This is a genomic window from Hyphomicrobium sp. 802, assembly GCF_000526135.1.
Lineage (GTDB): Bacteria > Pseudomonadota > Alphaproteobacteria > Rhizobiales > Hyphomicrobiaceae > Hyphomicrobium_B.
Genome location: NZ_JAFM01000001.1, coordinates 4,179,322 through 4,204,631 on the forward strand (window position 1 = coordinate 4,179,322; position 25,310 = coordinate 4,204,631).

Consider the following 25,310-nt stretch of genomic DNA (forward strand, 5'->3'; position numbering starts at 1 on the left):
CGTAACATCGCGTTACTCAATTTGATTCCTTGTCCGTGAATACCATTCGCAATGTTTTCCACAGGCAATATCGCGCCGCGATACAGGCTTTTACGCCCGCAAAGTGCTCAGGAAAGTGCAAATTCGAGTTGTAGAGCGGCTCGCATACGCGAGAGTGCCGGGTTTCCTGCACTGGTTAATGCTGTCATAGTCTCTGCACGTTAATGAATTAATAGCACATTCTGGATGTCACTGCCCCCCGTGTCGTCCAGACACAGCCGAAACGCCTACGTTCCAAACTCCAGGAGGCCCTCACCATGGAGTCCGTGAGAACCGTCGTACTTGGCAAGCCCGTCTTCTTGTTGACGGGTGCAAAACCGCGCAGATCGAAAGAAAAGAACGTCGCGGTTGCGCTAGACGTGGAAGCGCCCGAGAAATTGATAGAAACTGCACGCCGCAACCCCGATGCCGTTGCCTTCGGGTTCGTCGCGGGAAGTTGGGTCGCGGCCGCCTAAGCGCCGTCCACCGTCCGGCCTGCGGATGCGTCGGTGCGCATCTTTGGCAACCGGACGAAGCGCCACGAGGGTCTGTTCCGCCGCATTCGGCGCGACCCTCGCGGCGAATTCACATTCCACCGTCTTTCGCATTCAACCATCGAACGAGATATTTCTGCGGCCGGAAACTATCGCGCCCGGAATGTCGCCGTTAGTGTGCCGCCTCTCAATCAAGCGAGGCGCGAACGTCTTTCATGCAGCAAGACCACGAAACTATGCTCGCGGAGCCACGTGGGAGGCCTTTCTATACCCATCTCTACTTCCAGGTCCTGACGGCGATCGCTCTGGGCGTTGGTCTTGGGCATCTCTATCCGTCGGCAGGCGAGGCGATGAAGCCGCTGGGCGACGGCTTCGTCAAACTCATCAAGATGCTGATCGGGCCGATCATCTTCGTTACGGTCGTGCACGGCATCGCGTCGATGGGCGACCTGAAAAAGGTCGGACGGGTCGGGATTAAAGCCCTCATCTACTTCGAGGTCCTCACGACGCTGGCGCTCGTCATCGGGCTGGTCGTCGTCAACGTTCTGAAGCCCGGTGCCGGCATGAACGTCGATATCGCGTCGCTCGATGCGAAGGCCGTCGCAAGCTTCGTTGCGAAATCGAAGGAAGAGTCGGCGGTCGGCTTCATTCTCGACATCATTCCGAACACGTTTCTCAGCGGCTTCGTCGACGGCAATATCCTGCAGGTTTTGCTGGTCGCCTTGCTCTTTGCGTTCGGGCTGCAATCGCTGGGGCCGCGCGGCAAACCCATGCTTGATCTGGTCGCACAGATCGGCGACGTGCTGTTCAAGATGGTCGGCTTCATCATGAAGCTGGCGCCCATCGGCGCATTCGGCGCGATGGCCTTCACGATCGGACGATACGGCATCGACAAGCTGTCGAGCCTCGCCTTTCTGATGTTCGCCTTCTATTTGACGTGTCTTATTTTTCTGTTCGGCGTGCTGGGCGTAATCGCGCGGCTGTCCGGCTTTTCGATCCTGCGCTATCTCGCCTACATCAAGGACGAGTTGCTGATCGTTCTTGGGACGTCGTCCTCGGAGAGCGTCCTGCCGCGCCTCATTGCCAAGATGCGCAAGGCCGGCTGCGAGGAAAGCGTGGTCGGGCTCGTCGTCCCGACCGGGTATTCGTTCAATCTCGACGGCACCTGCATTTACCTGACGATGGCCGCGATTTTCCTGGCGCAGGCGACGAACACCGAGCTCACGATCTGGCATGAGGTGTCGATCCTCGGCGTATTGCTTCTCACGTCGAAAGGCGCTGCAGGCGTTACGGGATCGGGCTTCATCACGTTGGCCGCAACGCTCAGCACGACATCGCATATTCCGGTTGCGTCGCTGGCGCTGATCCTCGGGATCGACCGCTTCATGTCGGAAGGCCGGGCGCTCATGAACCTGATCGGCAATGGCATCGCGACCATTGTGATCGCCAAGTCGGAAGGTGCGATCGATGAGGAGACGTTCGAGCGGGAGCTGGGCGGAAACGGCGGTGTTATCGCCGACGCCGCCTAGGCGGGATCGGGAGAAAACGGCAGATCCGTCACGCCGGGATTGATGCCGAAGCCCGTCAGCATCGCATTCACCTGACCGCGATGATGGGTCTGGTGATTGAAGATGTGCATGAGGATCAGAGCTTTCGGACGGGTCATCTCGCGCCCGGCCGAACCTGAATACCAGGTCAAATCGCCTTCACAGCCGGATGCTTCGAAGCGATCGGTCCAATCTTCAATGACGCGGTCGAAGCGCTGTCGTTCGGCTTTCAGGGCGTCCCAGTCCTCGAATAAGGTTGTGCTATCGGAAAGAGCGGGCTTGGCTGGCGGCGAAGCGGCTTCGAACCGCGACAGCCAGATCTGATCAGCCCAGAGAATATGGTTCAGCGTGGCGTGGATCGAGCTGAAGAATGCACCGCGATCATCTTTCCGCTGGGCGTCCGTCAGTTGTTCGCAGGCCCGGTAGACGCTGGCGTTCTGCCAACTGTTGTAGCGGGCCATTGTGCGGAGGTAGGACGGCGAAATCATCGCCATTTTCCTTGGAAATGCAGAGGCCGGAGCGCACGCGGCGCCCCGGCCAAGATTTTTAACCAACGATCTCGTCGAGGCGGAAATTCAAGGCAATTTCGCGCTCGGCTGCTGCCGCGCTATCGGAGCCGTGCGTCGAATTGGAGCCCTTCGATTCCGCAAAAAGCTTACGAATGGTGCCCTCAGCGGCTTCCTTCGGGTCGGTCGCGCCCATCACTTCACGATACTTTGCGATGGCGTTTTCGCCTTCCAGCGCCTGCAGAACGATCGGGCCGGAGGTCATGAAATCCACGAGTTCGCCGTAAAAAGGCCGTGCCTTGTGTTCTTCATAGAACTTCTCGGCCTGGGCGCGGGTCCAGCGGACGCGCTTCTGAGCCACGATGCGCAGACCCGCATCTTCGATCACGGCGTTGATCTTACCGGTAAGATTGCGGCGCGTGGCGTCGGGTTTGATGATAGAAAACGTGCGTTCGATGGCCATAAGTCTGTCTCGCTTTACGGATTTTATGTGGGTTACGCGGGCTTATAGCGACGCGCACCGCCGCCAGCAAGCGCTGGACCGTCGCCCCGCAGAGCATTCGGTTGCACGTCACACGCGAAAGTGGAGTTTTACCGCATAATCGCCCGATTGACGCGCGCAACTACGTATGAACAGTGTGGGCCGGCGAAGAGCGCACGGTCTGGGGGTTAGGCAGCGATGCCTACGTGTGCGAAGAAGCGATGATGACGGCACAGGCCAACGACATTCAGTGGTATATCGCCCGCGACGGTAAGCAGCACGGGCCGTTGACCGATATCGAAATGCGCACATTCGTCGCGCATAACTATCTGCGTATCAGCGATCTGATCTGGCGGCCCGGAATGCCGGAATGGCAATCGGCGCCGAATGTTTTTCCGACGGCGTTCGAGGCGCTCGGACAAGAGCCGAAGCAGATCGCTGCTTCGCCGTCCGCGCCAGCCGCTCAGCCACAAGCGATGTCCTACGGGCAAGCAACAGCGCAACACGATCAGCGCGGCATCGACTATGAGAGCGACGCGGCCCCTCGGCCCGACCGCAGCAATCTCATCAAACGGCTGGCGCTTGCCGGCGTCGCGATCATGGTCATTGGCGGCGGCGCGTTCGCATTCACGAATTACCGGGGCGCCATCATGGGTATGGTCGGCGGCTCGAATAGCACGACCGCGGACAATGCGCCGGTTGTCGCCGCGCCATCCGATCCATCGTCGACTGCGACGGCGGCTTCAGAGCCTGCCACAACTGATGCGGCGCAGACCGCGTCCAATGCAAGCGCTCCGGCCGCTGCGCCGACGAACGACGTGATTTCGTCCGCGCCGCCGGCTGACGCAACGACGACGTCGTCGGTCTCGCCATCCGCAACGGACGCATCTTCGTCGCCGCCGCCGGCGTCGCAGACGCAGGTTGCTGCCGTCGAACCGCAATCTCCGACACCGCCGCCACCACCCGCCGTTGACGGTTCGCCACTCGATCTGCGCCTGCAAACCGTTCCGGTTTGGGCACTCATCAAGCGCGAATATCCGGATTGGTATTCGAACGAAATCTCATCAGCCAACAAGCTCGTTGCTGACAACAAGCCCGATAGCGATGTCGCGACGCTCTTAGCCCAGGGCCTCGTTACGCTTCGCCGCCAGAATGCGGACAAGGCGCTTGAGGCAAGCCCGGAGAAGCTGCAAGCCATCGCGGAAGCGTTCCTCAATCATCTCAAAGCGCTCAGGGCGCAAAGCGTAAGCGCCTGCTTCGGCTTCATCTCAAAGGGCGAGATGAGCCCGGCCGTGATCCAGACAATGGAACACCCCGAGACCGCGACGGCGCTTAACGCCCAAACCGACGCAATTTTCGAAGCCATTTCGGAAGGCTCGAAAAATCCGGTCAAGCACGACTCGGCGGTCAAGAGCGACTACGACATTCTGATCAAGGAACTCGGCAAGCTCGGCTGGAAGGAAGAAGACCTGCAGGTGTTCTCCAATCCGACGCTGCTTGCGAAGCGCGAGCCGGAGCAAGTGTGCAAGATGGTGCAGGAGTGGTTCATCGCGCACCTTGCCGTGCAGGATAAAGCCGTCCGCGACCGCCTGCTCTACGAAACGCTGAAGCCTGTGGTGTCCGGCTGATGCTTTACACCGCGCTCAAAGTTTTTTTGACCGCGGGGTTGGTTGTTGCCATTTCGGAAATCGCCAAACGCTCGACGGTCTTTGGCGGCATCGTTGCTTCGCTGCCGTTGACGTCGCTCCTGGCTTTCATCTGGCTCTACGGCGAGACCGGCGACACGGCCAAGATCGCGAGCCTGTCGACCAGCATCTTCTGGTACGTTCTGCCGTCGCTGGTGCTGTTTCTGGCGCTACCCATCCTGCTGGGGCACGGGCTCAACTTTTGGTTAAGCCTCGCCATCGCCTCGGCGCTGACGTTCGCTGCCTATCTGGTGATGACGGCAGCGCTCGCCCGCTTCGGCGTTACGCTCTGACCCGGTGACAGCGGGCGGCGGACCGGCTATCGCGATGCCATGCTGCATATCAACGATCTCACCTATCGCATCGAAGGCCGGCCGATCCTGGATCAGGCGACAGCCGCCATTCCGTCAGGCCATAAAGTCGGGCTCGTCGGCCGCAACGGCGCAGGCAAATCCACGCTGCTGCGTTTGCTGAAAGGCGAGATCGCGCCCGACGACGGCTCGATTTCCATTCCGAAGAATGCGCGGCTCGGTCATGTAGCGCAGGAAGCGCCGGGCGGCGACGAGAGCCTGATCGACTGGGTGCTGTCAGCCGATACCGAGCGCGCGAGCCTGCTGGCCGAGGCGGAGACCGCAACCGATCCGGAACGCATCGCGGAAATTCAAATGCGTTTGACCGACATCGATGCGCATTCGGCACCGGCGCGGGCGGCGCGCATTCTATCGGGCCTCGGTTTCGATGAAGAGGCGCAGCGGCGCGCGTGTCGGGAATTTTCAGGTGGCTGGCGCATGCGCGTTGCGCTCGGTGCGATCCTGTTCCTGAAGCCCGACATCCTGCTGCTCGACGAACCGACGAACTATCTCGATCTCGAAGGAACGCTCTGGCTCGAAAACCATCTGAAGAGCTATCCGCACACGGTGCTGATCGTCAGTCACGACCGCGATCTGTTGAACAGCGCGGTGACCGAGATCCTGCATTTGGACAAGGGCAAGCTGACGCTTTACGCGGGCGGCTACGACGATTTCGAGGAAACGCGCCGCGAGCGGCAGCGCCTCGAAATGAAGCTCAAGAAGAAGCAGGACGAGCAGCGCAAGCATTTGCAGGCATTCATCGACCGCTTCAAGGCGAAGGCGAGCAAAGCCGCGCAGGCGCAGAGCCGTGTCAAGGCGCTCGCCAAGATGCAGCCGATTGCGGCGCAGGTCGATGATCGCGTCGTGCCGTTTCATTTTCCCGATCCGCAGAAGATCATCGCCAGTCCGCTGCTGCGGATCGAGAAGGCGAGCGCGGGCTATGAAGCCGATCATCCGATTTTGTCAGGCATCGACTTGCGTATCGACAACGACGACCGCATTGCGCTGCTGGGCCAGAACGGCAACGGTAAATCGACGCTCGCGAAACTGATCGCGGGGCGGCTGAAGCCGTTGTCGGGCGAGGTTTTCGGCGCGCAGAAAATCGAAGTCGGATACTTCGCGCAGCATCAGCTCGATGACCTGCTGCCGAACGCGACGCCCTACGACTACATGGTGAAGCTGATGCCGGAGGCGACGGAAGCGCAGCGACGCACCAAGCTTGGTACGTTCGGCTTCAGCGCCGACAAAGCCGATACGGCGTGCGGAAAGCTTTCGGGCGGCGAAAAAGCGCGGCTGCTGTTGGCGCTGACCGCATTCCATGGACCGCACGTTCTCATCCTCGACGAGCCGACGAACCATCTCGACGTCGATAGCCGCGAGGCGCTCATTCACGCACTGATGGAATACAACGGCGCTGTCATCCTCATCAGCCACGACCGGCATTTGATCGAGGCGACGGCCGACCGGCTTTGGCTGGTGCGCAACGGCACGGTGAAGCCTTACGACGGCGACATGGAAAGCTATCGCGCGTTGCTGCTCGAAGAGCGTGGGGCGCGAACGTCGGAACGGCGCGACGAAAACGGAAGCGACGCGCGGACGTCGCGCACGGATCAACGCCGGGCCGCCGCCGAAAAGCGGGCCGAGTTGGCGCCGCTCAAGAAAGCCATGCAGGCCGCCGAAAAGCACGTCGATAAGCTGGCAAAGGAGATTGCGGCGCTTGATGCGCTCCTGGGCGACGCGGAGATTTATTCCTCCAACCCGCAAAAAGCGCAGGCCGCCGCCCAGCAGCGCGGCCAGTTCGCCCGCGACCTGCAGGCCGCCGAGGATGCCTGGCTGGAGGCCACGGAAGCCTATGAAGAAGCTTCGGCCGCCGCGGAGGCATAGGCCAAGCAGCTAGCACCCCGATTTTTTCAGTGCGATTCGAAAAAGATGGGCGATTTTGCGAAATCGCCGCGCCTATCCACACCTGGACGAAACGAATTTCGGAACCCATTTCACGATCCAGAAGTTCAATGGAACGCGCAGGCTAAGTGCTCCCCCCATTTCCCCCGCGTACTGCGCAAGCGAGAACGATCATGGACCAGAAATTCGTCTACCATCCCCTCAATCGCACGAATGCGCCGCGCGCCCGTGTTGCGAGCGCGAAGTTGGTCGTTTCTGAGTATCTTGCGTACGTTACGATGCTTTCCGCGGCGGTCGTTATTGCAATCATTACGTTCGCTTATGCCGCGAACGTCACAGTGCATTGGCTTCACGTCATGAACGGCCCTGGCTTCTTTACGTCGGAGGCGCAGCCGGTTTCACAGACCGATGTGAAGCCGTTCGCGCCCGCAAAGGTCGCAATGATTTCCGCGCATTGAGTTTGTTGTTCCTCCACGCCTCGTGATCCTGATCCTCGGGCTTAAACCCCGAGGACTTTTTTGGAGCGATTGCGGTCGGCGTAGATGGCCATCAGCGCGGCCATGAGGACATTCCCGAACGTGTGCAATTATGCTTCCGCAACGAACGTCATCCCGGCGCAGGCCGGGATCCAGGCAAGCCTTTAGCAAGCGATAAGCTGAAGCTTGTCTGGGTGCCGACCTCCGTCGGCATGACGGCGGTGGGGCTATAGTGAGGCCATCACCTTTCGGCGTCGGCGACCCGCATTCCACGCCCGCCGCCGATGTTTTTCAGCCGCTGATTTTTGAGAAGTCGGCGACGGTGAGCGTCGCGGCACGGATTTCCGACAAGAGGCGCAGACGGTTTTCGCGGACCTGCTTATCTTCGGCGTTGACGAGGATCTTCTCGAAGAACGCATCGACCGGCGCCCGAAGTTCCGACAGCGCGCGCATGGCGCCAGCGAAATTTTCCACCTGAATGGCCGAGGTCGTGTCCTGCTTCACCGCTTCGATGGCGGCAGCGAGCGCGATTTCCTCTTTGTCTTTGAGAAGCGCCAGATCGTAGGGACCGGCGTGGGATTTTTTGTCCTTCTTCTCTTCGATCGAGAGGATGTTAGCCGCGCGCTTGACGCCTGCGAGCAGATTTGTGCCGTCATCAGTTTTCAGGAACGCGTCGAGCGCTTCGACGCGCTTCACGATGAGCGCGAGATCATCCTGACCGCCGAGCGAGAACACGGCGTCGATCAGGTCGTGGCGCTTGCCCTGGTCTTTGAGGAACACTTTCAAGCGGTCGGCGAAGAAGGCAATCAAATCGTCTTGAATGCTGTCCGACTTGGCGCTTTTCTTTGCGTCTTTCAGCAGTCCTTCCGCCTTCGCAATGTACGTTGCGAGCGGCACGCGCAGATCATTTTCCAGCACGATGCGGATGACGCCGAGGGCGGCGCGGCGGAGCTGATAGGGGTCGCCGGAACCGGTCGGCTTTTCGCCGATGGCCCAGAAGCCGACGAGGGTGTCGAGCTTGTCGGCGAGCGCGACGGCAACCGCGACGGCGTCGCCCTGATCCTCACGCGGCACCGTATCGGTCGGGCCTTTCGGTTTGTAGTGCAGCTCCAGCGCGCGGGCGATCTCAGGCTTCGTTCCGACATGCTCAGCATAGTACCGGCCCATCAGGCCTTGAAGCTCGGGGAATTCGCCGACCATTTCCGAGACGAGATCGGCCTTGCACAGACCCGCGGCGCGGCGCGCGTCCTGCGGGTCGGCATCGCATGCGCCAGCAAGTTCAAACGCCAACTGCTCGATGCGTTCGACGCGATCCTTCTGGCTGCCGAGCTTCTCGTGGAACGTGATGTGCGCGAGCTTACCCGCCATCTCACCCAGCGGATGTTTCAGGTCCTGCTCCCAGAAGAACTTCGCATCCGACAAGCGCGCGCGAATGACCTTCTCGTTGCCCGAGACGATCTGCGCGCCACCGTCCTTGGCGACGAGATTCGAGACGAGCAGGAATTTGTTCGCGAGCTTCTTGGATTTCGGATCGCGCACCGAGAAGCACTTCTGATGCATCTTCATCGATGTGGTCAGAACTTCGCCGGGCACTTCAAGAAACGCTTTTTCGAATGAGCCCATCAGCACGACCGGCCATTCGGTGAGACCGGCGTTCTCGGCCATCAATGCTTCGTCTTCGACGAGTTCGAGCTTGGCTTCCTTGGCGAGCGCATGTGACTGCTCGGAGATCGCAGCGGCGCGTTTCGTGGGATCGAGAATGACGTGATGGCTCTCAAGCTTCTCCTGATAGTCGGCGAAGTTTTTGACCTTGAACGGTCCGGGTCCGAGGAAGCGATGGCCGCGCGTCTCGTGGCCGGACGCGATCCCGTTGATTTCGAACGGCACCACTTTGCCGCCGAGCAGGCACAGAACCGACTGCAACGGGCGCACCCACTGGAAGGTCGAGGAGCCCCAGCGCATCGACTTCGGCCAGGGGAATTTGGCGGCGACGTCCGTCACCGTCTCCGCGATGATCTCGGGTGCGTCACGGCCGGGTTTTTCGATCTTGGCGACGTAGTAGTCGCCTTTCTTCTCATCCTTGACGACGGTCGCATCGGCGATCGACGCGAGACCAGCGGACTTCAGAAAACCTTGAACAGCCTGCTCGGGCGCGCCGACGCGCGGGCCTTTCTTTTCATCAGAAATGGCGGGCGAGCCGTGCGGAACGTTTTCGATAACGAGCGTCAGGCGGCGCGGGGTCGAAAAGGCGCGCGCTTCACCGACGTCGAGGCCGCGTGCTTTCAGGCCGTCAATGACGAGGCGCTTCAAATCATCCGCCGCGCGCAATTGCATGCGCGCCGGAATCTCCTCCGACAGAAGCTCAAGTAGAAGTTCAGACATTCAGGATCGATCTCGCGAGACTGGCTCTTTCCCAGTCATACAGGAAAGAGTGGGGTGAGGGGTGGAATTGCAGGGTGCTGCTTTCGCCCCCTCACCCTGTGTCTCTCCCCGTCGCGAAGCCGCAACGGGGAGAGCGGTTGCGTTATGGGTTCGTCGGCGCCGGAGCAGGAGCTGCTGGCGGCGTCGTGGATTCTTCCGGTTTGCTTTCCGGAGCGGGTGCAGTTTCCGGTGCAGCAGGCGCCGGTTCCGTCGTCGACGGCGTTGACGGCGTCGCTTCCGGTGCAGGCGTTGCGGGCTCGGTCGACTGCGGAAGCGCCTTCATGGCACCGCCATCTGGTGGCGTGCTTTCAGGAGCCGAAGACGCAGGCGGCGCGGGTGGCGTTGGAGCAGGCTCGGCCGGTGGCGGGAGCGCCTTCATCGCCCCGCCTTCGGCGGGCTCGGCTTCTTCAGCCTTCTTGTGTTCCGGGATCATGCCCGCCGGGAGCGCAACACGCACCTGGTGGCCGATGTCCTTCACCGCACCGGTCGTATGCAGATAGCCGATGCCAACGGCAACGAGCGCTATGAAAAATGCGAAGACCCAAGGCAGCCGTCGAAGAGCGAAGAAGCCGATGATGATCAGCGGCACGGCTAAAGCGATTATCCCAAGCGTTGTGTCGTTCATGCGCGTCCTCCTTCTGTCTTTAGCCAGGCGCCGCAGCAGGCTTTCGCCAACTCGCGGACGCGTAGGATGTAGCTCTGGCGCTCCGTGACCGAGATCACACCGCGAGCGTCGAGCAGGTTGAAGATGTGGCTCGCCTTGATGCACTGGTCGTAGGCGGGGAGCGCGAGCAAGTGCTCCTCACCATTCTTGGCGCCAGCCTCAAGCAAGGCCATGCATTCCGCTTCGGCGTCCTTGAAATGGCGCAGCAGCGCCTCAGTGTTGGCGTGCTCGAAATTGTAGCGAGAGTACTCGCGCTCGGCCTGCAGGAAGACATCGCCGTAGGTCAGGCGTTTATCGTCGTCGCGGCCGTTGAAATTCAGATCGAAGACGCGATCGACGCCCTGGACGTACATGGCGAGGCGCTCAAGGCCGTAGGTGATTTCGCCCGCTACCGGATTGCAGTCGAAGCCGCCGACCTGCTGGAAGTATGTGAACTGCGAAACTTCCATGCCATTGCACCAGACTTCCCAGCCGAGACCCCAGGCGCCGAGCGTCGGGCTTTCCCAGTCGTCCTCGACGAAGCGAATGTCGTTCAGCGAGGTATCGATGCCGATGGCGTCGAGGCTCGCGAGGTAGAGCTCCTGCATATTCGCAGGCGACGGCTTCATGATGACCTGGAACTGGTAATAGTGCTGGAGCCGGTTAGGGTTTTCGCCGTAGCGGCCGTCTTTCGGGCGGCGCGAGGGCTGGACGTATGCCGCCGACCACGGTTTCGGCCCGAGTGAGCGCAACGTCGTTGCCGGGTGAAAGGTGCCGGCACCCACTTCCATGTCATAGGGCTGAAGGATGACGCAGCCTTCAGCGCTCCAGAAGCTTTGCAGGGTCAGGATAAGATCCTGGAAGGCGGCTTTAGGGCGCAACGCGGGGAGGCGTCCGGCTTTCGTTGCAACCGACGTCTGGGGCATGTCTTTTGGCTCGTTCCGGCTGAATTTTCGGCCGCAATATACGCGTTAAGGGCCCCTTGTCACGCACCGCTGAGGCGATTTTACGGGCTTGCCAGTCGAAAGGCGGACGCAATGGCGCGGCGGCGAGAATGCTGCGGTGCCTCGCCGAGGAACGGAAACGCGATAGGGGAGATAACAGGGCCTTCGATCTTTTAATTGTCGCGCTGGCGGGGACGATAAACGCCAGCCGTTTCATCCCATTCGAGATTGCCCAGGTCGCGGACCGGCGCGGTGGCGCGGCGCATGCGGGCTTCCTGCTCGCGTACGGCTTGGCCTTGGCGGGCCAGAGCCGACAGTAGACGGTATCCGGCCAGACCGGCAGCACCAATAACGGCTAGAAAGATGACTGGGGGCATTGCACGGCCCTCCGGGCCCTAAATCCCAAAGCGCGACCAGAGCGTGCGCGCCTCAATAGCCGACACCAGATCGTCGGCAAAAGCAAGACCGCCATCGCCTAGGCCGGATGCGCCAGGCACACGGCGGAGGCGCGACAAAAGCCCTGCGCGATCCGGCTCGACGACCTTGAGCCGCACCTTGCTTCCGAACACCTCGTGCATCTTCGAACGGATGTCTGTTATGCCGTCGATGAGGCCAAATTCAACCGCTTTGGCCGCCGACCAGAATGCGCCGGAAAAAAGCTCGTCATCTGGGGCTTTGAGTTTGCCGACGCGACGTTCCTTGACGAGGCCAATGAAGACGTCGTGCACGTCCTTCTGGATGGCTTTCAGGCGCGCAATGTCATCTTGATCTTCGGGCAGGAAAGGATCGAGCTGGTTTTTGTTGGCTCCGGCCGTATAGACGCGGCGTTCGACACCCATCCGGTCGATCAGTTCGACGAAGCCGAAGCTGCGCGATACGACGCCGATGGAGCCTACGATCGAGGATGGGTCGGCATAGATTTCATCACCCGCGATAGCGAGAAAGTATCCGCCCGATGCCGCCACGTCTTCGCAGAAAACATAGATTTTCTTGTCTTTTTCGGCAGCCAACTGACGAAGACGCTTGAAGATCAGGTTGGACTGCACCGGCGATCCGCCCGGCGAATTGATGACCACCGCAACGCCGGGAAGCTTCGACAGCGAGAACGCCTTGTCGATGGCGGCGGCATAGCTCGCAAGCGACAGTCCAGGCCGTAGCGGCGTCGCCATGCCGATCGGGCCACTGAAGCGAAGAACTGGAACGATGGGCGTGCGCGAAAACGGCCACATAAATTCAAACTCCTGCGGGCGACTTTGGGAGGATTGGTTTGCGCGACATGAAGAGCGGATTGTCTAGTGCAATCACGGACCTGCTGCCAGTGGCTATCGGCCGCCAATTTGCGACGGCAGCGCTGCGCCGTGGCGAAAAACGGCTTCGATTTCAGGCAGGAACGCCTGATCGGGTCCATGCAATATGAGTCCTGGTTTGATCGAGATCGGAGCGCGGCTGCCTTTGATGCCGGAAACGATCACACGAATGGCCGGTTCGTCCGTGCGCGCATAAATGGGCAAGATGTTCACGCCGCCAAACCGGCCTTCGAAAGCCGAGAGAATGCGCGGGAGTGCCTCCACTTTATGGATCATCGCGGCGCGGCCTCCAGGAGCGGCCATTCGGTTCATGAACCGCGCCCAAATTTCCAGTGCGTCCTGCGGCATCTGATGGGAGGCGGCGCGAAGATGGTTTCCCGCCGCGGTGCTGCGTCCGGCTTCGTGGTAGGGCGGGTTGGCGAGCACAAAGGCGAATGTTTCGGACGCAATTCCGGCGGCATCCAACGCACCTGTTGCGCGCGAAATATCCGTTTCGACAACCGATACGCGTGCGCTCAAGTTGTTGTGGTCAACATTGTGGCGGGCAAGCGCCGCGAGTTTTGGCTCGCGTTCGAGCAGAACGACCCTGGCGCCGGGACAACGTGCCGCCACGCACAGCCCGACGACGCCGACCCCCGAGCCGACGTCCAAAACCGTCTCTTCACCAACCAATTCCGGAGCCAAGGTGGCGGCCAGAAGCACCGCGTCGGTCCCAGCGCGATAACCGCTTCGCGGCTGATGCACAGTCAACGCATCGCCAAGAAACAGGTCCTCACTGACGTTTTCGCTTTGCGGTAGATCTGTCTCAAGCACGCTCATGGTCCACGACCCATTCACCAAGTCCGGCCTCCCTCAGAACCCGGCTTGCCTTGTTCCAATCGTCGTCCGTGACGACAAGACGTCGCGGGAATGCTCCGATTGACCCTTCCATCAAGCTCATATTTCGATCAAATATGACCGCTTCGATGCCCTGACCTGCGAGCAGAGCCTCGACATAACTGATAAGCACAAGGTCGTTCGTCAAAATTAACTCGCGCATGGCAATTCCCAAAATGAACGATAATTTTTGCCACGCCCGATGCCGCGTGACGGTCTAAAGACGACTGCCTATATTAGCATGGTCTAGAACATTGGGGGCCACCTTGGGTCGCGTAATACCGCTCGAAGACGTCCGCGAAACGAGCCAGAAGCTGCAACCGCTTCTCGATCTCGTGGCCGATGACATGGAAGCGATCAATCGCATCATCCTCGACAAGGCCGTGTCCGATGTCGACATGATCCCGGAACTCGCGCACCACCTGATCGACAGCGGCGGCAAGCGGCTGCGGCCGATGCTGGCGCTCGCGGCGGCAAAACTGTGCGGCTACACGGGCAACGGCCACATCCGCACGGCGTCGGCTGTCGAATTCATGCACACCGCAACGCTACTGCATGACGACGTCGTTGACGAAAGTGCGACGCGGCGCGGACGCAAAACCGCGCGGATGATCTGGGGCAACCAGGCGAGCGTGCTCGTCGGCGATTTTCTGCTCGGCCAGGCCTTCAAGATGTTCGTCGACGTCGGATCGCTTTCGGTGTTGCGCATCATGTCGAATGCCGCGGCAACGATTGCCGAAGGCGAAGTGATGCAGCTTGCGGCGGCGAAGAATACATCGACGACGGAAGACGACTACCTCACGATCATCAATTCCAAGACGGCGGCGCTCTTCTCGGCGGCGGCGGAGTCCGGCGCGGCGCTGACGCAGCGACCAACCGAAGAGCAGGCGGCGCTGCGATCATACGGCAAAAATCTCGGGCTGGCGTTCCAGCTCGTCGATGATGCGCTCGACTACGCGGGCGACAGCACGCGGCTCGGCAAGTCGGTCGGCGACGATTTCCGCGAAGGCAAGATCACGCTGCCCGTCATCCTGTCGTTCCGGCGGGGATCGAACGACGAGCGACAATTCTGGAACCGGACGATCGCCGAGGGCAACATCACCGACGGCGACCTGGAGCATGCGATCAGCCTGATGCGCCGTCACAAGGCGATCGAGGCGACGTTCGAGCGGGCGCGTTCGTATGGCGCAATTGCGCGTGACGCCCTGGCGATCTTCCCGGAAAGCCGCGAAAAAGACGCGCTCGAACAAGTCATCGAGTTCTGTATCGGCCGTTCACATTGATCGGTGCTCGAACGCGGCGGCCAGTGGCCTCAGGTCAACCTTGAGGCTGCGACCCACCAGTTTGGCTGGCGCGTCTTGAGCATACGCGCGCCCGTCTGCGCGGCGGATTCGGATTCGAACAGAGCGAAACACGTCGGGCCGGCGCCGGACAATTGCGCGACCCGCGACCGCGGCAGCTTCGCGAGTTCCGACAGCACGTTGATGATTTCGGGAAAAAGCCGGCGCGCAGGCGCTTCGAGTGAGTTGCCGCGCAATGCCGCGTAACGGATCACGTCGCCGATGCTTGAGAACATCGGCGGATTTTCCGGCACCAGATCTGCGGGCAATGGCCCGGCATTGAGAAGGCGGAAAACTTCGGCCGTCTTCTTGGCGGGCACCTCAACGAGAGGATTGGCGAGCACTGCGTAAAGCTCGGCCGGCAGGACGATATCGGCGATGTTTTCGCCGGTTCCCGTCATCACGGCGCTTTGGCTTTTCAGACAGACCGGAACGTCTGCGCCAAGTGCGCGCGCGATGTCAGTAAGATCACGCGATACCAAGTCGGAACGGCTGGCACTAAGAAGGCGCAGCGCCGCGGCCGCGTCTGCCGATCCGCCGCCAATGCCGCTCGCGACAGGGAGATTTTTCTCCAATGTCAGACGACCGGCGACGAAATCCGGCACCAAGCGCGAAATCGCTGCGACGGCCTCATCGACAAGATTGGCATCGCCGAGGCCAGCTGCGAACAGTCCGGTAATTTCGGTTTTGGACGTGGGGCCAGCTTCGCGTGTCAGGCGATCGCCGACGTCGGCCGCAAAGGCGACGAGGCTGCGCAGCTCATGATAGCCATCAGAACGGCGCCCTAAGACTTCAAGCGTTAGATTGATCTTGGCTGGTGCGAATTCCAATTTCGACATGCATTCCACGATACGAAAACGGGCGCTCAAGCGCCCGTCTTCTACAATTAATATTGACGCGCAGTTACTACTCAACTGCTCGGCCGGAAGTTCCTGTCTTGTTTTCGCTGCGTCGGCGTAATGTCTCGGTTTGAACCTGACGCGTCTTGCCGGACGCGTTGGCTTCGCCCTTTGAATCCAGACCACGTTCAAGCTTGGCCTTGATCTTGTCGACGTCCTCCGGTTCCGGGTCGAGCGACAAAGCCTGCGCCCACTGGAAGCGCGCTTCGCGCTCGCGGCCGACCTTCCAGAAGGCATCGCCCAGATGATCGTTCAGGGTCGGATCTTCCGGCTTGATCTCAACGGCGCGCTCCAGATAGCGGACGGCTTCCTTGAAGTTGCCTTGCTTGTAGTGCGCCCAGCCAAGACTATCGACGATGTAGCCATCGTCCGGCTTGAGTTGCACGGCCTTCTCGATCAGGCGCGTGCCCTCTTTCAGGTTTTTACCCTGATCGACCCAGGAATACCCGAGATAGTTCAGAACGAGAGGCTGGTCGGGAGCGAGCGTCAAAGCACGCTTCAGATCCGCTTCGGCGGCGGGCCAGTTCTTCAGCCGCTCATAGGACGTGCCGCGGGCATAGAAGTAGCCCCAGTTGCGCGGGTCGGATTTGTTGATGACCTTGAGCGCCTTGGTGAAATACGTGACGGCGCCGGCATAATCCTTGCGCGCACGCATGATATTGCCGAGCGCTTCCAACGGCCGAACGTCTTTCGGATTGTCTTCAGACAGCTTGACCAAAATCGCCTTGGCCTCGTCCGTCTTGTCGAGCGAGTTCAGATCGAACGCACGGCGAATGTCGATCGCGCTCTGCAGCGGCGTACCTTTGGGGATCTTGTCGTACGTTTGCAGCGCCTCGTCGTAGCGCTTCACAGCTTCCTGCGCGTTGGCGAGCGCAGCGAGTGCAAAGATGTGATCGGGCTTGGCGTCGAGCGCGAGCTGGAGATAGATCGTGCCGAGGCTTACGCCGCCCTCACCGGCCAGGGCTTCGCCCAGGCCATAAAAGACTTCCGATAGGCCGTCGGTCGCATTGGCGATGAGAAACGGCGGTTTCTTTTTTTGCTTGATAATATCCAGCATCTCCTTGGCGAGGGGATGTGGATCGCCCTGGCTCTTAGCGAGCTGCTTGCTGATGACCATGCGCGCGGTTTTGAAGTCGCCGTAATGAGCAGCTGACTGAGCGTAGGCGAGCGACGTTCTGAGCGTGCGGCTGTCCTGACGGAAAACCTTTTCATACGACGCGCGCGCGATCGCCTTGCGGCCGGCGATGTCGGCGATCAGCGCGCGGTGATAGCGCAGATAGAACTGCGCCCAGTCCGGCTGCTTGGGAAGGTCGAGTGCCTTCAACGCGCCGTCCGTATCTCCGGCGGCGAGACGCGTCCAGCCGATGGCGATCGCGCTGGTCAGTTCACCAATCGGATTTTCGGATGCCGCAGCGAAGCGCTCCTCGGCCTTCTTGTAGTCGCCAGACTTGAACGCTGTGACGCCAAGAAGGAACTGCGACATGCGATGCGAGCCCTGCGAGGCAGAGAGTTGCTCCGCAAGCGGAATGGCCTTCGGCCAGTCGCCGGACATCGTTTCCATCTGGAAGGCCTGCTCGAGCAGCACCTCGTTGTCCGGATCACGCTCGAGGGCGCGGCCGTAAAATTCAGCGGCTTCTTCGGTGTCCTGCGCGGCGCGCGCGAAACGTCCCGCGAGGTAGTTGCCGAGAATGGAATTTGAAACTTCGTCCTGACCAGGTTCCTGGTCTTGCGAGCGGGCCGGAGCCTCGCTGAAAAACCCGGCAACCGTCAGAGCGACCGCTACTAGGCATACACTCAGCCCACGCCCGAGGAGTCCCCGCATCGACTTTTTCCCTTTGCTGCCGGAAGCCAATTCGATTCCTGCGGCGGCGAGCCTAGCAAAGATATCGCGAGCTTGGCGACAAGCTTTACGTGAAAAATAAGACATGAGCCGAAATTGCCAACTGTTATCAACCGTCAACGCCTATCGGCATATCGCTCAGCCAGCGCAGCAATTAAGCCCCCGCATGCTGGAACGGCTCCGAATTTCGGACGCCGGATTACCAGCATTTGAAGTACATCGTCACATTCCGGCGTAATTTGGCCCGCCGCCACCTTCGGGGCACGTCCAATTGATATTTTGGCTCGGGTCTTTGATGTCGCAGGTTTTGCAATGGACGCAATTCTGCGCGTTGATCTGGAATCGCGGCTCGCCGCCATCGCCTTGTACGACCTCGTAAACGGCGGCAGGGCAATAGCGCTGCGCCGGTTCGGCGTATTCCGGCAGATTGACCGCAATCGGCACGGTCGGATCGAGAAGCTTCAAGTGAACCGGCTGATCTTCTTCGTGATTGGTCGCCGAGAATGACACATTTGTCAGCCGATCAAACGTCAGCTTACCGTCGGGTTTGGGATAGGCGATCGGCTTGAAGTTCTTGGCCTTGCTCGTTGCCAGCGCGTCGTTCTTGCCGTGCTTCAACGTGAAGCCAAGGCCAACGCCGGAAATGATGGTGTTGAGCCAAAGATCTGTGCCGCCCAGCAGCACGCCGAGTACCGTTCCGAAGCAGGACCAGAACGGCTTCATATTGCGCACGCGCTTCAGATCGCGCGCGATGTCGCCGGTGCGGACTTCCGTCTCGTAGGCATCGAGCCTGTCGTGCGCACGACCTGCCGCGATCGCGTCCGTGACGGCGTCTGCCGCAGCGATGCCGGACAGGATGGCGTTATGGCTGCCTTTGATACGCGGCAAGTTGACCATTCCAGCTGCGCAACCCAGAAGCGCGCCGCCGGGAAAGACGAGATCGGGGAGCGACTGCCAGCCGCCTTCCGTGATCGCGCGCGCGCCGTAGCCGATCCGCTTGCCACCTTCGAACGTGTCGCGAATGGCGGGATGGGTCTTGAAGCGCTGAAACTCTTCGTATGGCGAGAGGTACGGGTTGGCGTAGTTCAAGTGAACGACGAAGCCGACCGCGACGAGATTCTCGCCGTAGTGATAAAGAAAGGAGCCGCCGCCGGTTTTGTTGTCGAGCGGCCAGCCGAAAGAGTGCTGCACGTAGCCCGGCCGATGTTTCTCCGGCGCGACCTGCCAAAGTTCCTTGAGGCCGATGCCGTACTTCTGCGGCTCGTGGTCGTTGGCAAGGTCAAAATGGCGGATGAGGCCTTTGGCCAGCGATCCGCGAGCACCTTCCGCGATCAGCGTGTACTTGCCGCGCAGTTCCATGCCGCGCACGAAACTGTCCTTCGGCTCACCATCGCGGCCGACGCCCATATCGCCCGTCGCGACGCCGACGACGGCGCCCTTCTCATCGTAGAGCACTTCGCTTGCAGCAAAGCCCGGATAGATCTCGACGCCCAGTTCCGCCGCCTGATCGCCAAGCCATTTGCACAGTGCGCCGAGGCTGACGATGTAATTGCCGTGGTTGTGCATCAGCGGCGGCATCGGCCAGTTCGGCAGGCGCAATTTGCCCGCGGGGCCAAGGACCAAGAACACGTCTTCTGTAACGGGCGTTTCGACAGGCGCGCCGCGCTCTTTCCAATCGGGGATGAGACGATTGAGACCAATCGGATCGATGACCGCGCCGGACAGAATATGGGCGCCGACCTCGGAGCCCTTCTCGACCACCACGACGGAGATATCGGACCCTGTTTCGGCTGCTTTCTGCTTCAAGCGGATCGCTGCGGCCAGCCCGGCAGGGCCAGCGCCCACGATCACTACGTCGAAGTCCATTGCCTCGCGGGCCGGCAGGTCGGCGGCGTCAACGGCCATCATCACCTCTTTTGGATGTTCGAAAGTCCATCGGTTTCGATTAGGTTGCGGGAGGGAAAGCGTCAAGTTGACCAATAACGCGCCATAGTCTGTTGCCGATGCGTGCAATTGACGGCGCGCATCTTTATTGTCGGCCCCAATGACGAACTCTTACGATAAAGACGAAATGCTGGCGCTGCTCGATTGGTTTCAAGCCATGGGCGTCGATGCGGCCGTTGGCGAAACGGCGCACGATTGGCTGGCGCGCGGAGATGAGGCGCCAGGGGCCGGTTTTTCCTGGCCGGAACGCGACGCGCCGGAGCGCGAAAAAGCCGCGCCGACCGCCCGTCCGGCAGCACCGTCACAATCGGCGCGACCGGGAACCGCGCGAAGTGCGCCGGGGCTCGATCCGAGCCGACCACGCGCCGCGACGCCGCTCGGCGCCAGCGAAGCCGAAACGGGCGCCCGCCGCATCGCGCGCGCCGTCACATCGCTTGAAGGGCTGGAAGCAGCGCTGCAGGCTTTCGACGGCTGCGGCCTCAAATCGACGGCAACGAAGCTGTGCTTCTATCGCGGCGCGCCGCAGTCCGACATTATGTTCATCGGCGAAGCGCCGGGACGAGACGAGGATTTGGCGGGCAAACCGTTTGTCGGCCGCGCGGGGCAACTGCTCGACAAGATGCTTGCCGCAATCGGGCTGTCTGAAGCTGACGTGCACATCACCAATATCGTCTATTGGCGGCCGCCTGGAAACCGCACGCCGACGCCACAGGAAGCGCTGTCCTGCCGGCCTTTTCTCGAACGGCAAATCGAGCTTGTCGCGCCGAAGATGCTGGTCGCCGTGGGCGGCGCGGCGGCGAAGGAAGTGCTTGGCGCAACGGAAGGCATCATGCGGCTTCGAGGCAGATGGCGCGAGGTGCAAGTCGGGGAGCGTAAAATCCCGGCTATCGCCACGTTGCATCCGGCGTATCTACTGCGAACACCTGCCGCCAAGCAGCTCGCGTGGATGGATCTGCTACAAATCAAGTCGAAGCTTTAGACAACACAACGAGGCTTGCCATGGCCGGCATCGACGCCGAACGCCAATTCGTTCCCATCCGCATCGCAATCCTGACGATGTCGGATTCCCGCACGCTCGCGGAAGATACATCGGGCGCCTATCTCGAGCGCGCCATTGGCGAAGCGGGACACGAACTCGCCGACCGCAAGCTCGCGAAAGATGACAAGGCACAAATCCGCAGCATCGTGGAGGGATGGATCAACGATGCGTCCGTCGATTGCGTCATCACGACTGGCGGGACGGGCTTCACGGGACGGGATGTTACGCCGGAAGCGGTGAAGCCGCTGTTTGAGAAGGAGATCGAAGGGTTCGCGATCCTGTTTCACATGCTGTCGTATCAGAAGGTCGGCACGTCGACGATCCAGTCGCGCGCATGCGGGGGCGTGGCGCGCGGAACCTATATTTTCTGTCTGCCGGGCTCGACGGGCGCATGCAAAGACGCCTGGGAAGGCATCCTCAAGCTCCAGCTCGATATGCGCCACAGGCCGTGCAATTTCATCGAAATCCTGCCACGGCTCGAAGAGCATCGCACATCGGCGTGAGACAAGCGCGCTTAAGCGCCGGTTTCGACCTTGCCCTGAAGACGCGCGATCATGCTGACCGGAATGCCCGCGCCGTACAGCATATGACAGATCTGGTTGCGGAACGATCGCGAGAGATACCCGTCGCGCCGATAACGCTCCGCCGACGTCACGGCATTGGCATCGAGAATTGTGAGGCGCCGGCGTCCGATACGGCGCGCCAAGTCCAGATCTTCCATGATCGGCAGATTGCGGTAGCCGCCGACGTCATCGAACAGGCGGCGCGGAATCAGCAAGCCCTGATCGCCATAAGGCACGCGCAGGAGCTTACAGCGCAACTGCACGACCAGTTCGAGCAGCCGCGGCGCCAGGCCCTTGTCATCGAGACGGAACGTGAAGGCGCCCGCGGCCATCGACCGTTCGCCGAAATCGACGCGGCGCATGAACGACGTTGCACTGCGTTCCCAGCCGTCTTCCAGGACGGTATCCGCATTCAAAAAAAGGAGCCAAGGAAAGCGGGCGATTTCAGCGCCCTGGGCCAACTGGCCGCCACGTCCGGGCGCGCTCTTGACGATATCGGCCCCGGCCTGATCGGCTACCTCAGCAGTCTTGTCCGTCGACCCGCCATCGACGACGATGACCTGCTTAACGAGTCCGTCCACTGCCGCCGGAACCAGGGCAGACAGCGTCGCCGGTAACGTATGTTCAGCATTCCGAGCGGGAATGATTACTGAGATCATTCTCTTTTCCTGACACGTCAATCCGCGCACGGCAAGGCGCGCCGAGTCGCGGGGCTTAACCAATCGCAATGGCGCGGTTTGGCTGCCGCTTGTTCTTTCTTTGTTCTTTGTTATGTGCTATTGGCTGATCATATTCAGCAACGACCTCGAACAATGGCGCCCGACCGAGACCATCAGAACCCCCTCCCCGCCCCTCATGCCGTCGATTCGGAGCGGCGGCGCGGGCGGGGCGCACGGACGAATAAAACCGGCCGGTTCGAAGCCGAGGTCCACGAAGCCTTCGACGACGGCTGGGAAAGCCTCGGCGATCTCGACGCCTTCAAGACCGAGGTGATCGAAGAAGCCGCAAAGTCGATCATCTCCCACAACGACAGCCCGGACGTTTCGTTCGAAAGCTCGATCAATCCGTATCGGGGGTGCGAGCATGGCTGCATTTATTGCTACGCGCGACCAAGCCATTGCTATCTGGGGCATTCGGCGGGCCTCGACTTTGAAACGAAGCTCTATGCTAAGCCGAACGCCGCCACTCTGCTGGAGCGTGAATTCAAGAAGCCGAGCTACCGACCGCACACAATTGCGCTCGGCGGCAACACCGACCCTTATCAGCCCATCGAGCGGGAGCGGCGGATTACGCGCTCGATCCTAGAGGTGATGGCGCAGACAAACCATCCGGTCGGCATCATCACGAAGTCGGCGCTGGTGGCGCGCGACATCGATATCCTGGCGCCGATGGCCGAGAAAAATCTGGCGCGCGTCGCGGTGTCGATCACCACGCTCGACCGCCGCGTAGCGCGGGCGATGGAACCTCGGGCCGCGACGCCGCCGAAGCGTCTCGAAACCGTGAAGAAGCTTGCCGACGCCGGAATACCCGTCACAGTCATGGTCGCTCCGATCATTCCCGGGCTGACCGACCACGAGATCGAACCCATCCTGGAAGCGGCGCGCGATGCCGGTGCTTGCAATGCTGGATATGTGCTTCTGCGCCTGCCGCTCGAAATCAAAGATCTCTTTCGCGAATGGCTGGCGGAAGAATTTCCAAACCGTGCCGACAGAGTGATTTCGCTTTTGCGATCGATGCACGGCGGGCGCGATTACACACCGGACTTCGGAGTGCGCCAGGTCGGGCGCGGACCATATGCGACGCAAATCGCGCTGCGCTTTCGGCTGGCCAAGAAGCGTCTCGGTCTCGGCGAAGAACGAGTTGCCTTGCGAACCGATCTCTTCCTGCGTCCCGGTAACGGTGGACAACAGCTCTCCCTGCTTTGACAGCTTGATCTGCGCGATGACCAAACTGGCGAATGAAAATCGCCGATTCGCGCATCAAGCCGACGTTCGAACTCGAAGCTGCCGAACATCAGCTCGGGTTTCGGCCGATCGCGGGCGTTGACGAAGCCGGGCGCGGCCCGTGGGCGGGACCGGTCGTTGCGGCGGCCGTCATTCTCGATCCCGATAAAATTCCAGCGAATATCGACGACAGCAAAGCGCTTGATGAAGAGTCCCGCGCCTATCTCTTCAATCGCATCATGAAGGTCGCCATCGTCGGCGTCGGCATCGCGGAGGTCGATCGCATCGATCGCGATAACATTCTTGCCGCGACGCTGTGGGCGATGGCGCAGGCCATCGGGCAACTCGCCAACGCGCCGAAGCTTGTTCTGGTTGACGGCAATAAGGCGCCGCGGGTCGCGATGACGACGCGAACCATCATCAAAGGCGACGCGAAGTGTCTGTCCATTGCGGCGGCTTCGATCATCGCGAAAGTCACACGCGACCGCATCATGGTACAGATGTCGCGCGATTATCCGGGATACGGCTTCGAGCGTCACAAGGGTTACGGCACGCCGGAACATCAGGCTGCCATCAACAAGCTCGGCGTTTCGCCGCTGCACCGGCGCTCATTCAAGCCCGTGCAGCTCGCGCTCGGCCTCGGCGCCCTCGTCTAAACGATATGTTTTCCGTAAACGGATCAGGTTGCAGATCGAATCAAAAAATATAAATCGCTTGCGCGTCGTTTGAGCGTATCCAAGCCCGATTCCCATGATGTACAAAGCTCGGCAGCCCGTTGCGTAAGTTGATGGCGGGCGCTCAGTTCATAGTAGCGTACAGGTTCGAGTTCATGGGTTCGCGTCGCGTCAAGGGCCGCTCGGAAAGCGGAAAGATTCTTATTGGTGATTGCATTGCTGAGCTGAAGAAGCTCGAAAGCTCCAGCGTCGATCTCATCTTCGCCGACCCGCCGTATAATTTGCAGCTTGCGGGCGACCTCCTCAGACCGAACAACACAAAAGTCGACGGCGTCGACGATCAGTGGGACAAATTCGACGACTTCGCCGCCTATGATTCCTTTTGCCGCGCCTGGCTTGCCGAATGCCGCCGCGTGCTGAAACCGGATGGCGCGATCTGGGTGATCGGCTCCTATCACAACATCTTTCGCCTCGGCGTCGCGATCCAGGACCTCGGCTTCTGGATTCAGAATGACGTTATCTGGCGCAAAGTGAACCCGATGCCGAACTTCCGCGGCAAACGCTTCACCAACGCGCATGAAACAATGATCTGGGCGGGCCGCGATAAGAAATCGCGCGTGACGTTCAACTACGAAAGTCTGAAAGCATCGAACGATGACGTTCAAATGCGTTCCGATTGGCTGTTTCCGATCTGCTCGGGACCTGAGCGCCTGAAGGACGACGGTGGCCGCAAGGCGCATCCGACGCAAAAGCCAGAAGCGCTACTTCATCGCATTCTGATCGCTTCGACGAAGCCTGGCGATACGGTGCTCGATCCGTTCTTTGGCACAGGCACGACGGGCGCCGTCGCCAAGCGGCTCGGCCGCAAGTTCATCGGCATCGAGCGGGACGTCGATTATGCGAAAGCGGCGGACGAGCGGATCGCGAAGGTTCGGCCGCTCGATCTCGACTCGATCGAAGCGATCCCGTCGAAGCGCAACGAGCCGCGCATTCCGTTCGGGCAGATCCTGGAACTCGGCATTCTCGAACCGGGCCGCAAGCTGTTCGATCCGCGCCGCGAAGTGCGCGCCGAAGTTCGCGCCGACGGCACGCTGTTCTATGCCGGGCAGCAAGCTTCCATTCATCGGCTTGGCGCCATCGTTCAAGGCAAGTCGGCGTGTAACGGCTGGACGTTCTGGCACTACGAGGTCGAAGGAAAACTTAAGCCCATCGACGCACTCCGCTCCGAGGCTAAGCGTCAGCTCGGGTTGAACGGCCGCATCGCGATCTGAAGTCATTTGCGAGGCGATAGCTGCCGATAGCACCGGTTATCGCCTCGCAGGCACACACAAACGCCTGCGATTTAAGACATCCATAACCATACTTGGCGAAATGGACTGCCCATCGGCTCGGCAGAAAAGTCCCGCGAAGCGCCGACA

25 protein-coding genes are annotated in these 25,310 nt (G+C 60.7%); 12 read left to right on the top strand and 13 right to left on the bottom strand.

Annotated features, from left to right (window positions below; translation table 11 throughout):
* The first annotated feature begins 296 nt into the window (after positions 1-296).
* Together HYP802_RS0121130 and HYP802_RS0121135 are read left to right on the top strand one after the other, a co-directional pair.
* Positions 297-494: a hypothetical protein gene (locus HYP802_RS0121130; protein ID WP_013949728.1), complete on the top strand. Its 198-nt coding sequence runs from the start codon at positions 297-299 to the stop codon at positions 492-494.
* Positions 495-727: 233 nt separating this feature from the next.
* Positions 728-2,041 carry a dicarboxylate/amino acid:cation symporter gene (locus HYP802_RS0121135; protein ID WP_029671147.1) on the top strand — a complete coding sequence of 438 codons (1,314 nt, stop codon included), beginning with the start codon at positions 728-730 and terminating at the stop codon, positions 2,039-2,041.
* Here HYP802_RS0121135 and HYP802_RS0121140 read toward each other — a convergent pair.
* Positions 2,038-2,547 (bottom strand): DinB family protein, encoded by a 510-nt coding sequence (locus HYP802_RS0121140; protein ID WP_024276487.1) that lies wholly within the window; start codon positions 2,545-2,547, stop codon positions 2,038-2,040. The genes HYP802_RS0121135 and HYP802_RS0121140 overlap by 4 nt on opposite strands.
* 58 nt (positions 2,548-2,605) lie before the next feature.
* Positions 2,606-3,028: a nucleoside-diphosphate kinase gene (ndk, locus tag HYP802_RS0121145; RefSeq protein ID WP_013949731.1), complete on the bottom strand. Its 423-nt coding sequence runs from the start codon at positions 3,026-3,028 to the stop codon at positions 2,606-2,608.
* Between the two features lie 239 nt (positions 3,029-3,267).
* Here ndk and HYP802_RS0121150 point away from each other — a divergent pair, with 239 nt between their 5' ends.
* The 4 genes from HYP802_RS0121150 (at position 3,268) to HYP802_RS0121165 (ending at position 7,441) form a co-directional block, all read left to right on the top strand.
* Positions 3,268-4,674 carry a GYF domain-containing protein gene (locus HYP802_RS0121150; protein ID WP_244420928.1) on the top strand — a complete coding sequence of 469 codons (1,407 nt, stop codon included), beginning with the start codon at positions 3,268-3,270 and terminating at the stop codon, positions 4,672-4,674.
* A complete protein-coding gene (locus HYP802_RS0121155; protein WP_013949733.1) occupies positions 4,674-5,024 on the top strand; it encodes a DUF3147 family protein in 351 nt (116 codons plus the stop codon). The genes HYP802_RS0121150 and HYP802_RS0121155 overlap by 1 nt, the downstream gene beginning before the upstream one ends.
* Before the next feature lie 39 nt (positions 5,025-5,063).
* Positions 5,064-6,965 carry an ABC-F family ATP-binding cassette domain-containing protein gene (locus HYP802_RS0121160; RefSeq protein WP_013949734.1) on the top strand — a complete coding sequence of 634 codons (1,902 nt, stop codon included), beginning with the start codon at positions 5,064-5,066 and terminating at the stop codon, positions 6,963-6,965.
* Between the two features lie 191 nt (positions 6,966-7,156).
* On the top strand, positions 7,157-7,441 hold the full coding sequence (locus tag HYP802_RS0121165) for a hypothetical protein (protein ID WP_024276488.1): 285 nt from the start codon (positions 7,157-7,159) through the stop codon (positions 7,439-7,441).
* A gap of 309 nt (positions 7,442-7,750) precedes the next feature.
* On the opposite strand, the gene glyS is transcribed toward HYP802_RS0121165, so the two are convergent.
* From glyS to HYP802_RS0121205, 7 genes are all read right to left on the bottom strand, one after another.
* A complete protein-coding gene (gene glyS, locus HYP802_RS0121175; protein ID WP_024276489.1) occupies positions 7,751-9,841 on the bottom strand; it encodes a glycine--tRNA ligase subunit beta in 2,091 nt (696 codons plus the stop codon).
* Between the two features lie 142 nt (positions 9,842-9,983).
* A complete protein-coding gene (locus HYP802_RS0121180) occupies positions 9,984-10,505 on the bottom strand; it encodes a hypothetical protein (RefSeq protein WP_013949738.1) in 522 nt (173 codons plus the stop codon).
* Positions 10,502-11,449, bottom strand: a complete 948-nt coding sequence (locus HYP802_RS0121185) for a glycine--tRNA ligase subunit alpha (protein ID WP_013949739.1) — start codon at positions 11,447-11,449, stop codon at positions 10,502-10,504. The genes HYP802_RS0121180 and HYP802_RS0121185 overlap by 4 nt, the downstream gene beginning before the upstream one ends.
* Before the next feature lie 191 nt (positions 11,450-11,640).
* Positions 11,641-11,844, bottom strand: a complete 204-nt coding sequence (locus HYP802_RS0121190; protein WP_013949740.1) for a hypothetical protein — start codon at positions 11,842-11,844, stop codon at positions 11,641-11,643.
* 18 nt (positions 11,845-11,862) lie between these two features.
* Entirely contained in the window at positions 11,863-12,696 is an 834-nt protein-coding gene (locus HYP802_RS0121195) for a S49 family peptidase (RefSeq protein WP_024276490.1), read from the bottom strand.
* Positions 12,697-12,789: 93 nt separating this feature from the next.
* Positions 12,790-13,593 (bottom strand): methyltransferase, encoded by an 804-nt coding sequence (locus tag HYP802_RS0121200; protein ID WP_024276491.1) that lies wholly within the window; start codon positions 13,591-13,593, stop codon positions 12,790-12,792.
* On the bottom strand, positions 13,580-13,813 hold the full coding sequence (locus tag HYP802_RS0121205) for a DUF2007 domain-containing protein (RefSeq protein ID WP_024276492.1): 234 nt from the start codon (positions 13,811-13,813) through the stop codon (positions 13,580-13,582). Before HYP802_RS0121205 ends, HYP802_RS0121200 begins: the two co-directional genes overlap by 14 nt.
* Before the next feature lie 184 nt (positions 13,814-13,997).
* On the opposite strand from HYP802_RS0121205, the gene HYP802_RS0121210 reads away from it, so the two are divergent.
* Positions 13,998-14,933, top strand: a complete 936-nt coding sequence (locus HYP802_RS0121210; protein ID WP_244421067.1) for a polyprenyl synthetase family protein — start codon at positions 13,998-14,000, stop codon at positions 14,931-14,933.
* 29 nt (positions 14,934-14,962) lie between these two features.
* On the opposite strand, the gene HYP802_RS0121215 is transcribed toward HYP802_RS0121210, so the two are convergent.
* The 3 genes from HYP802_RS0121215 to HYP802_RS0121225 form a co-directional block, all read right to left on the bottom strand.
* On the bottom strand, positions 14,963-15,829 hold the full coding sequence (locus HYP802_RS0121215) for a 4-(cytidine 5'-diphospho)-2-C-methyl-D-erythritol kinase (RefSeq protein WP_024276493.1): 867 nt from the start codon (positions 15,827-15,829) through the stop codon (positions 14,963-14,965).
* Between the two features lie 67 nt (positions 15,830-15,896).
* Positions 15,897-17,711: a tetratricopeptide repeat protein gene (locus HYP802_RS0121220; RefSeq protein ID WP_024276494.1), complete on the bottom strand. Its 1,815-nt coding sequence runs from the start codon at positions 17,709-17,711 to the stop codon at positions 15,897-15,899.
* A 240-nt stretch (positions 17,712-17,951) separates the two neighbouring features.
* Complete coding sequence (locus tag HYP802_RS0121225; RefSeq protein ID WP_024276495.1) at positions 17,952-19,634, bottom strand: electron transfer flavoprotein-ubiquinone oxidoreductase; 1,683 nt, start codon at positions 19,632-19,634, stop codon at positions 17,952-17,954.
* Positions 19,635-19,773: 139 nt separating this feature from the next.
* On the opposite strand from HYP802_RS0121225, the gene HYP802_RS0121230 reads away from it, so the two are divergent.
* Both HYP802_RS0121230 and moaB read left to right on the top strand, forming a co-directional pair.
* A complete protein-coding gene (locus HYP802_RS0121230; RefSeq protein WP_013949748.1) occupies positions 19,774-20,652 on the top strand; it encodes a uracil-DNA glycosylase in 879 nt (292 codons plus the stop codon).
* Positions 20,653-20,672: 20 nt separating this feature from the next.
* Positions 20,673-21,215 carry a molybdenum cofactor biosynthesis protein B gene (moaB, locus tag HYP802_RS0121235; protein WP_013949749.1) on the top strand — a complete coding sequence of 181 codons (543 nt, stop codon included), beginning with the start codon at positions 20,673-20,675 and terminating at the stop codon, positions 21,213-21,215.
* 11 nt (positions 21,216-21,226) lie between these two features.
* On the opposite strand, the gene HYP802_RS0121240 is transcribed toward moaB, so the two are convergent.
* The gene (locus tag HYP802_RS0121240) at positions 21,227-21,934 is read right to left on the bottom strand and encodes a TIGR04283 family arsenosugar biosynthesis glycosyltransferase (protein ID WP_013949750.1); all 708 of its coding nucleotides are present in this window, start codon (positions 21,932-21,934) and stop codon (positions 21,227-21,229) included.
* A gap of 153 nt (positions 21,935-22,087) precedes the next feature.
* On the opposite strand from HYP802_RS0121240, the gene HYP802_RS0121245 reads away from it, so the two are divergent.
* The 3 genes from HYP802_RS0121245 to HYP802_RS0121255 all read left to right on the top strand — a co-directional run bounded on the left by HYP802_RS0121245 (position 22,088) and on the right by HYP802_RS0121255 (position 25,163).
* Positions 22,088-23,200 carry a PA0069 family radical SAM protein gene (locus HYP802_RS0121245; RefSeq protein ID WP_013949751.1) on the top strand — a complete coding sequence of 371 codons (1,113 nt, stop codon included), beginning with the start codon at positions 22,088-22,090 and terminating at the stop codon, positions 23,198-23,200.
* Positions 23,201-23,232: 32 nt separating this feature from the next.
* The gene (locus tag HYP802_RS0121250; RefSeq protein ID WP_013949752.1) at positions 23,233-23,874 is read left to right on the top strand and encodes a ribonuclease HII; all 642 of its coding nucleotides are present in this window, start codon (positions 23,233-23,235) and stop codon (positions 23,872-23,874) included.
* Positions 23,875-24,047: 173 nt separating this feature from the next.
* Entirely contained in the window at positions 24,048-25,163 is a 1,116-nt protein-coding gene (locus tag HYP802_RS0121255; protein ID WP_013949753.1) for a site-specific DNA-methyltransferase, read from the top strand.
* The last annotated feature ends 147 nt before the right edge of the window (positions 25,164-25,310 follow it).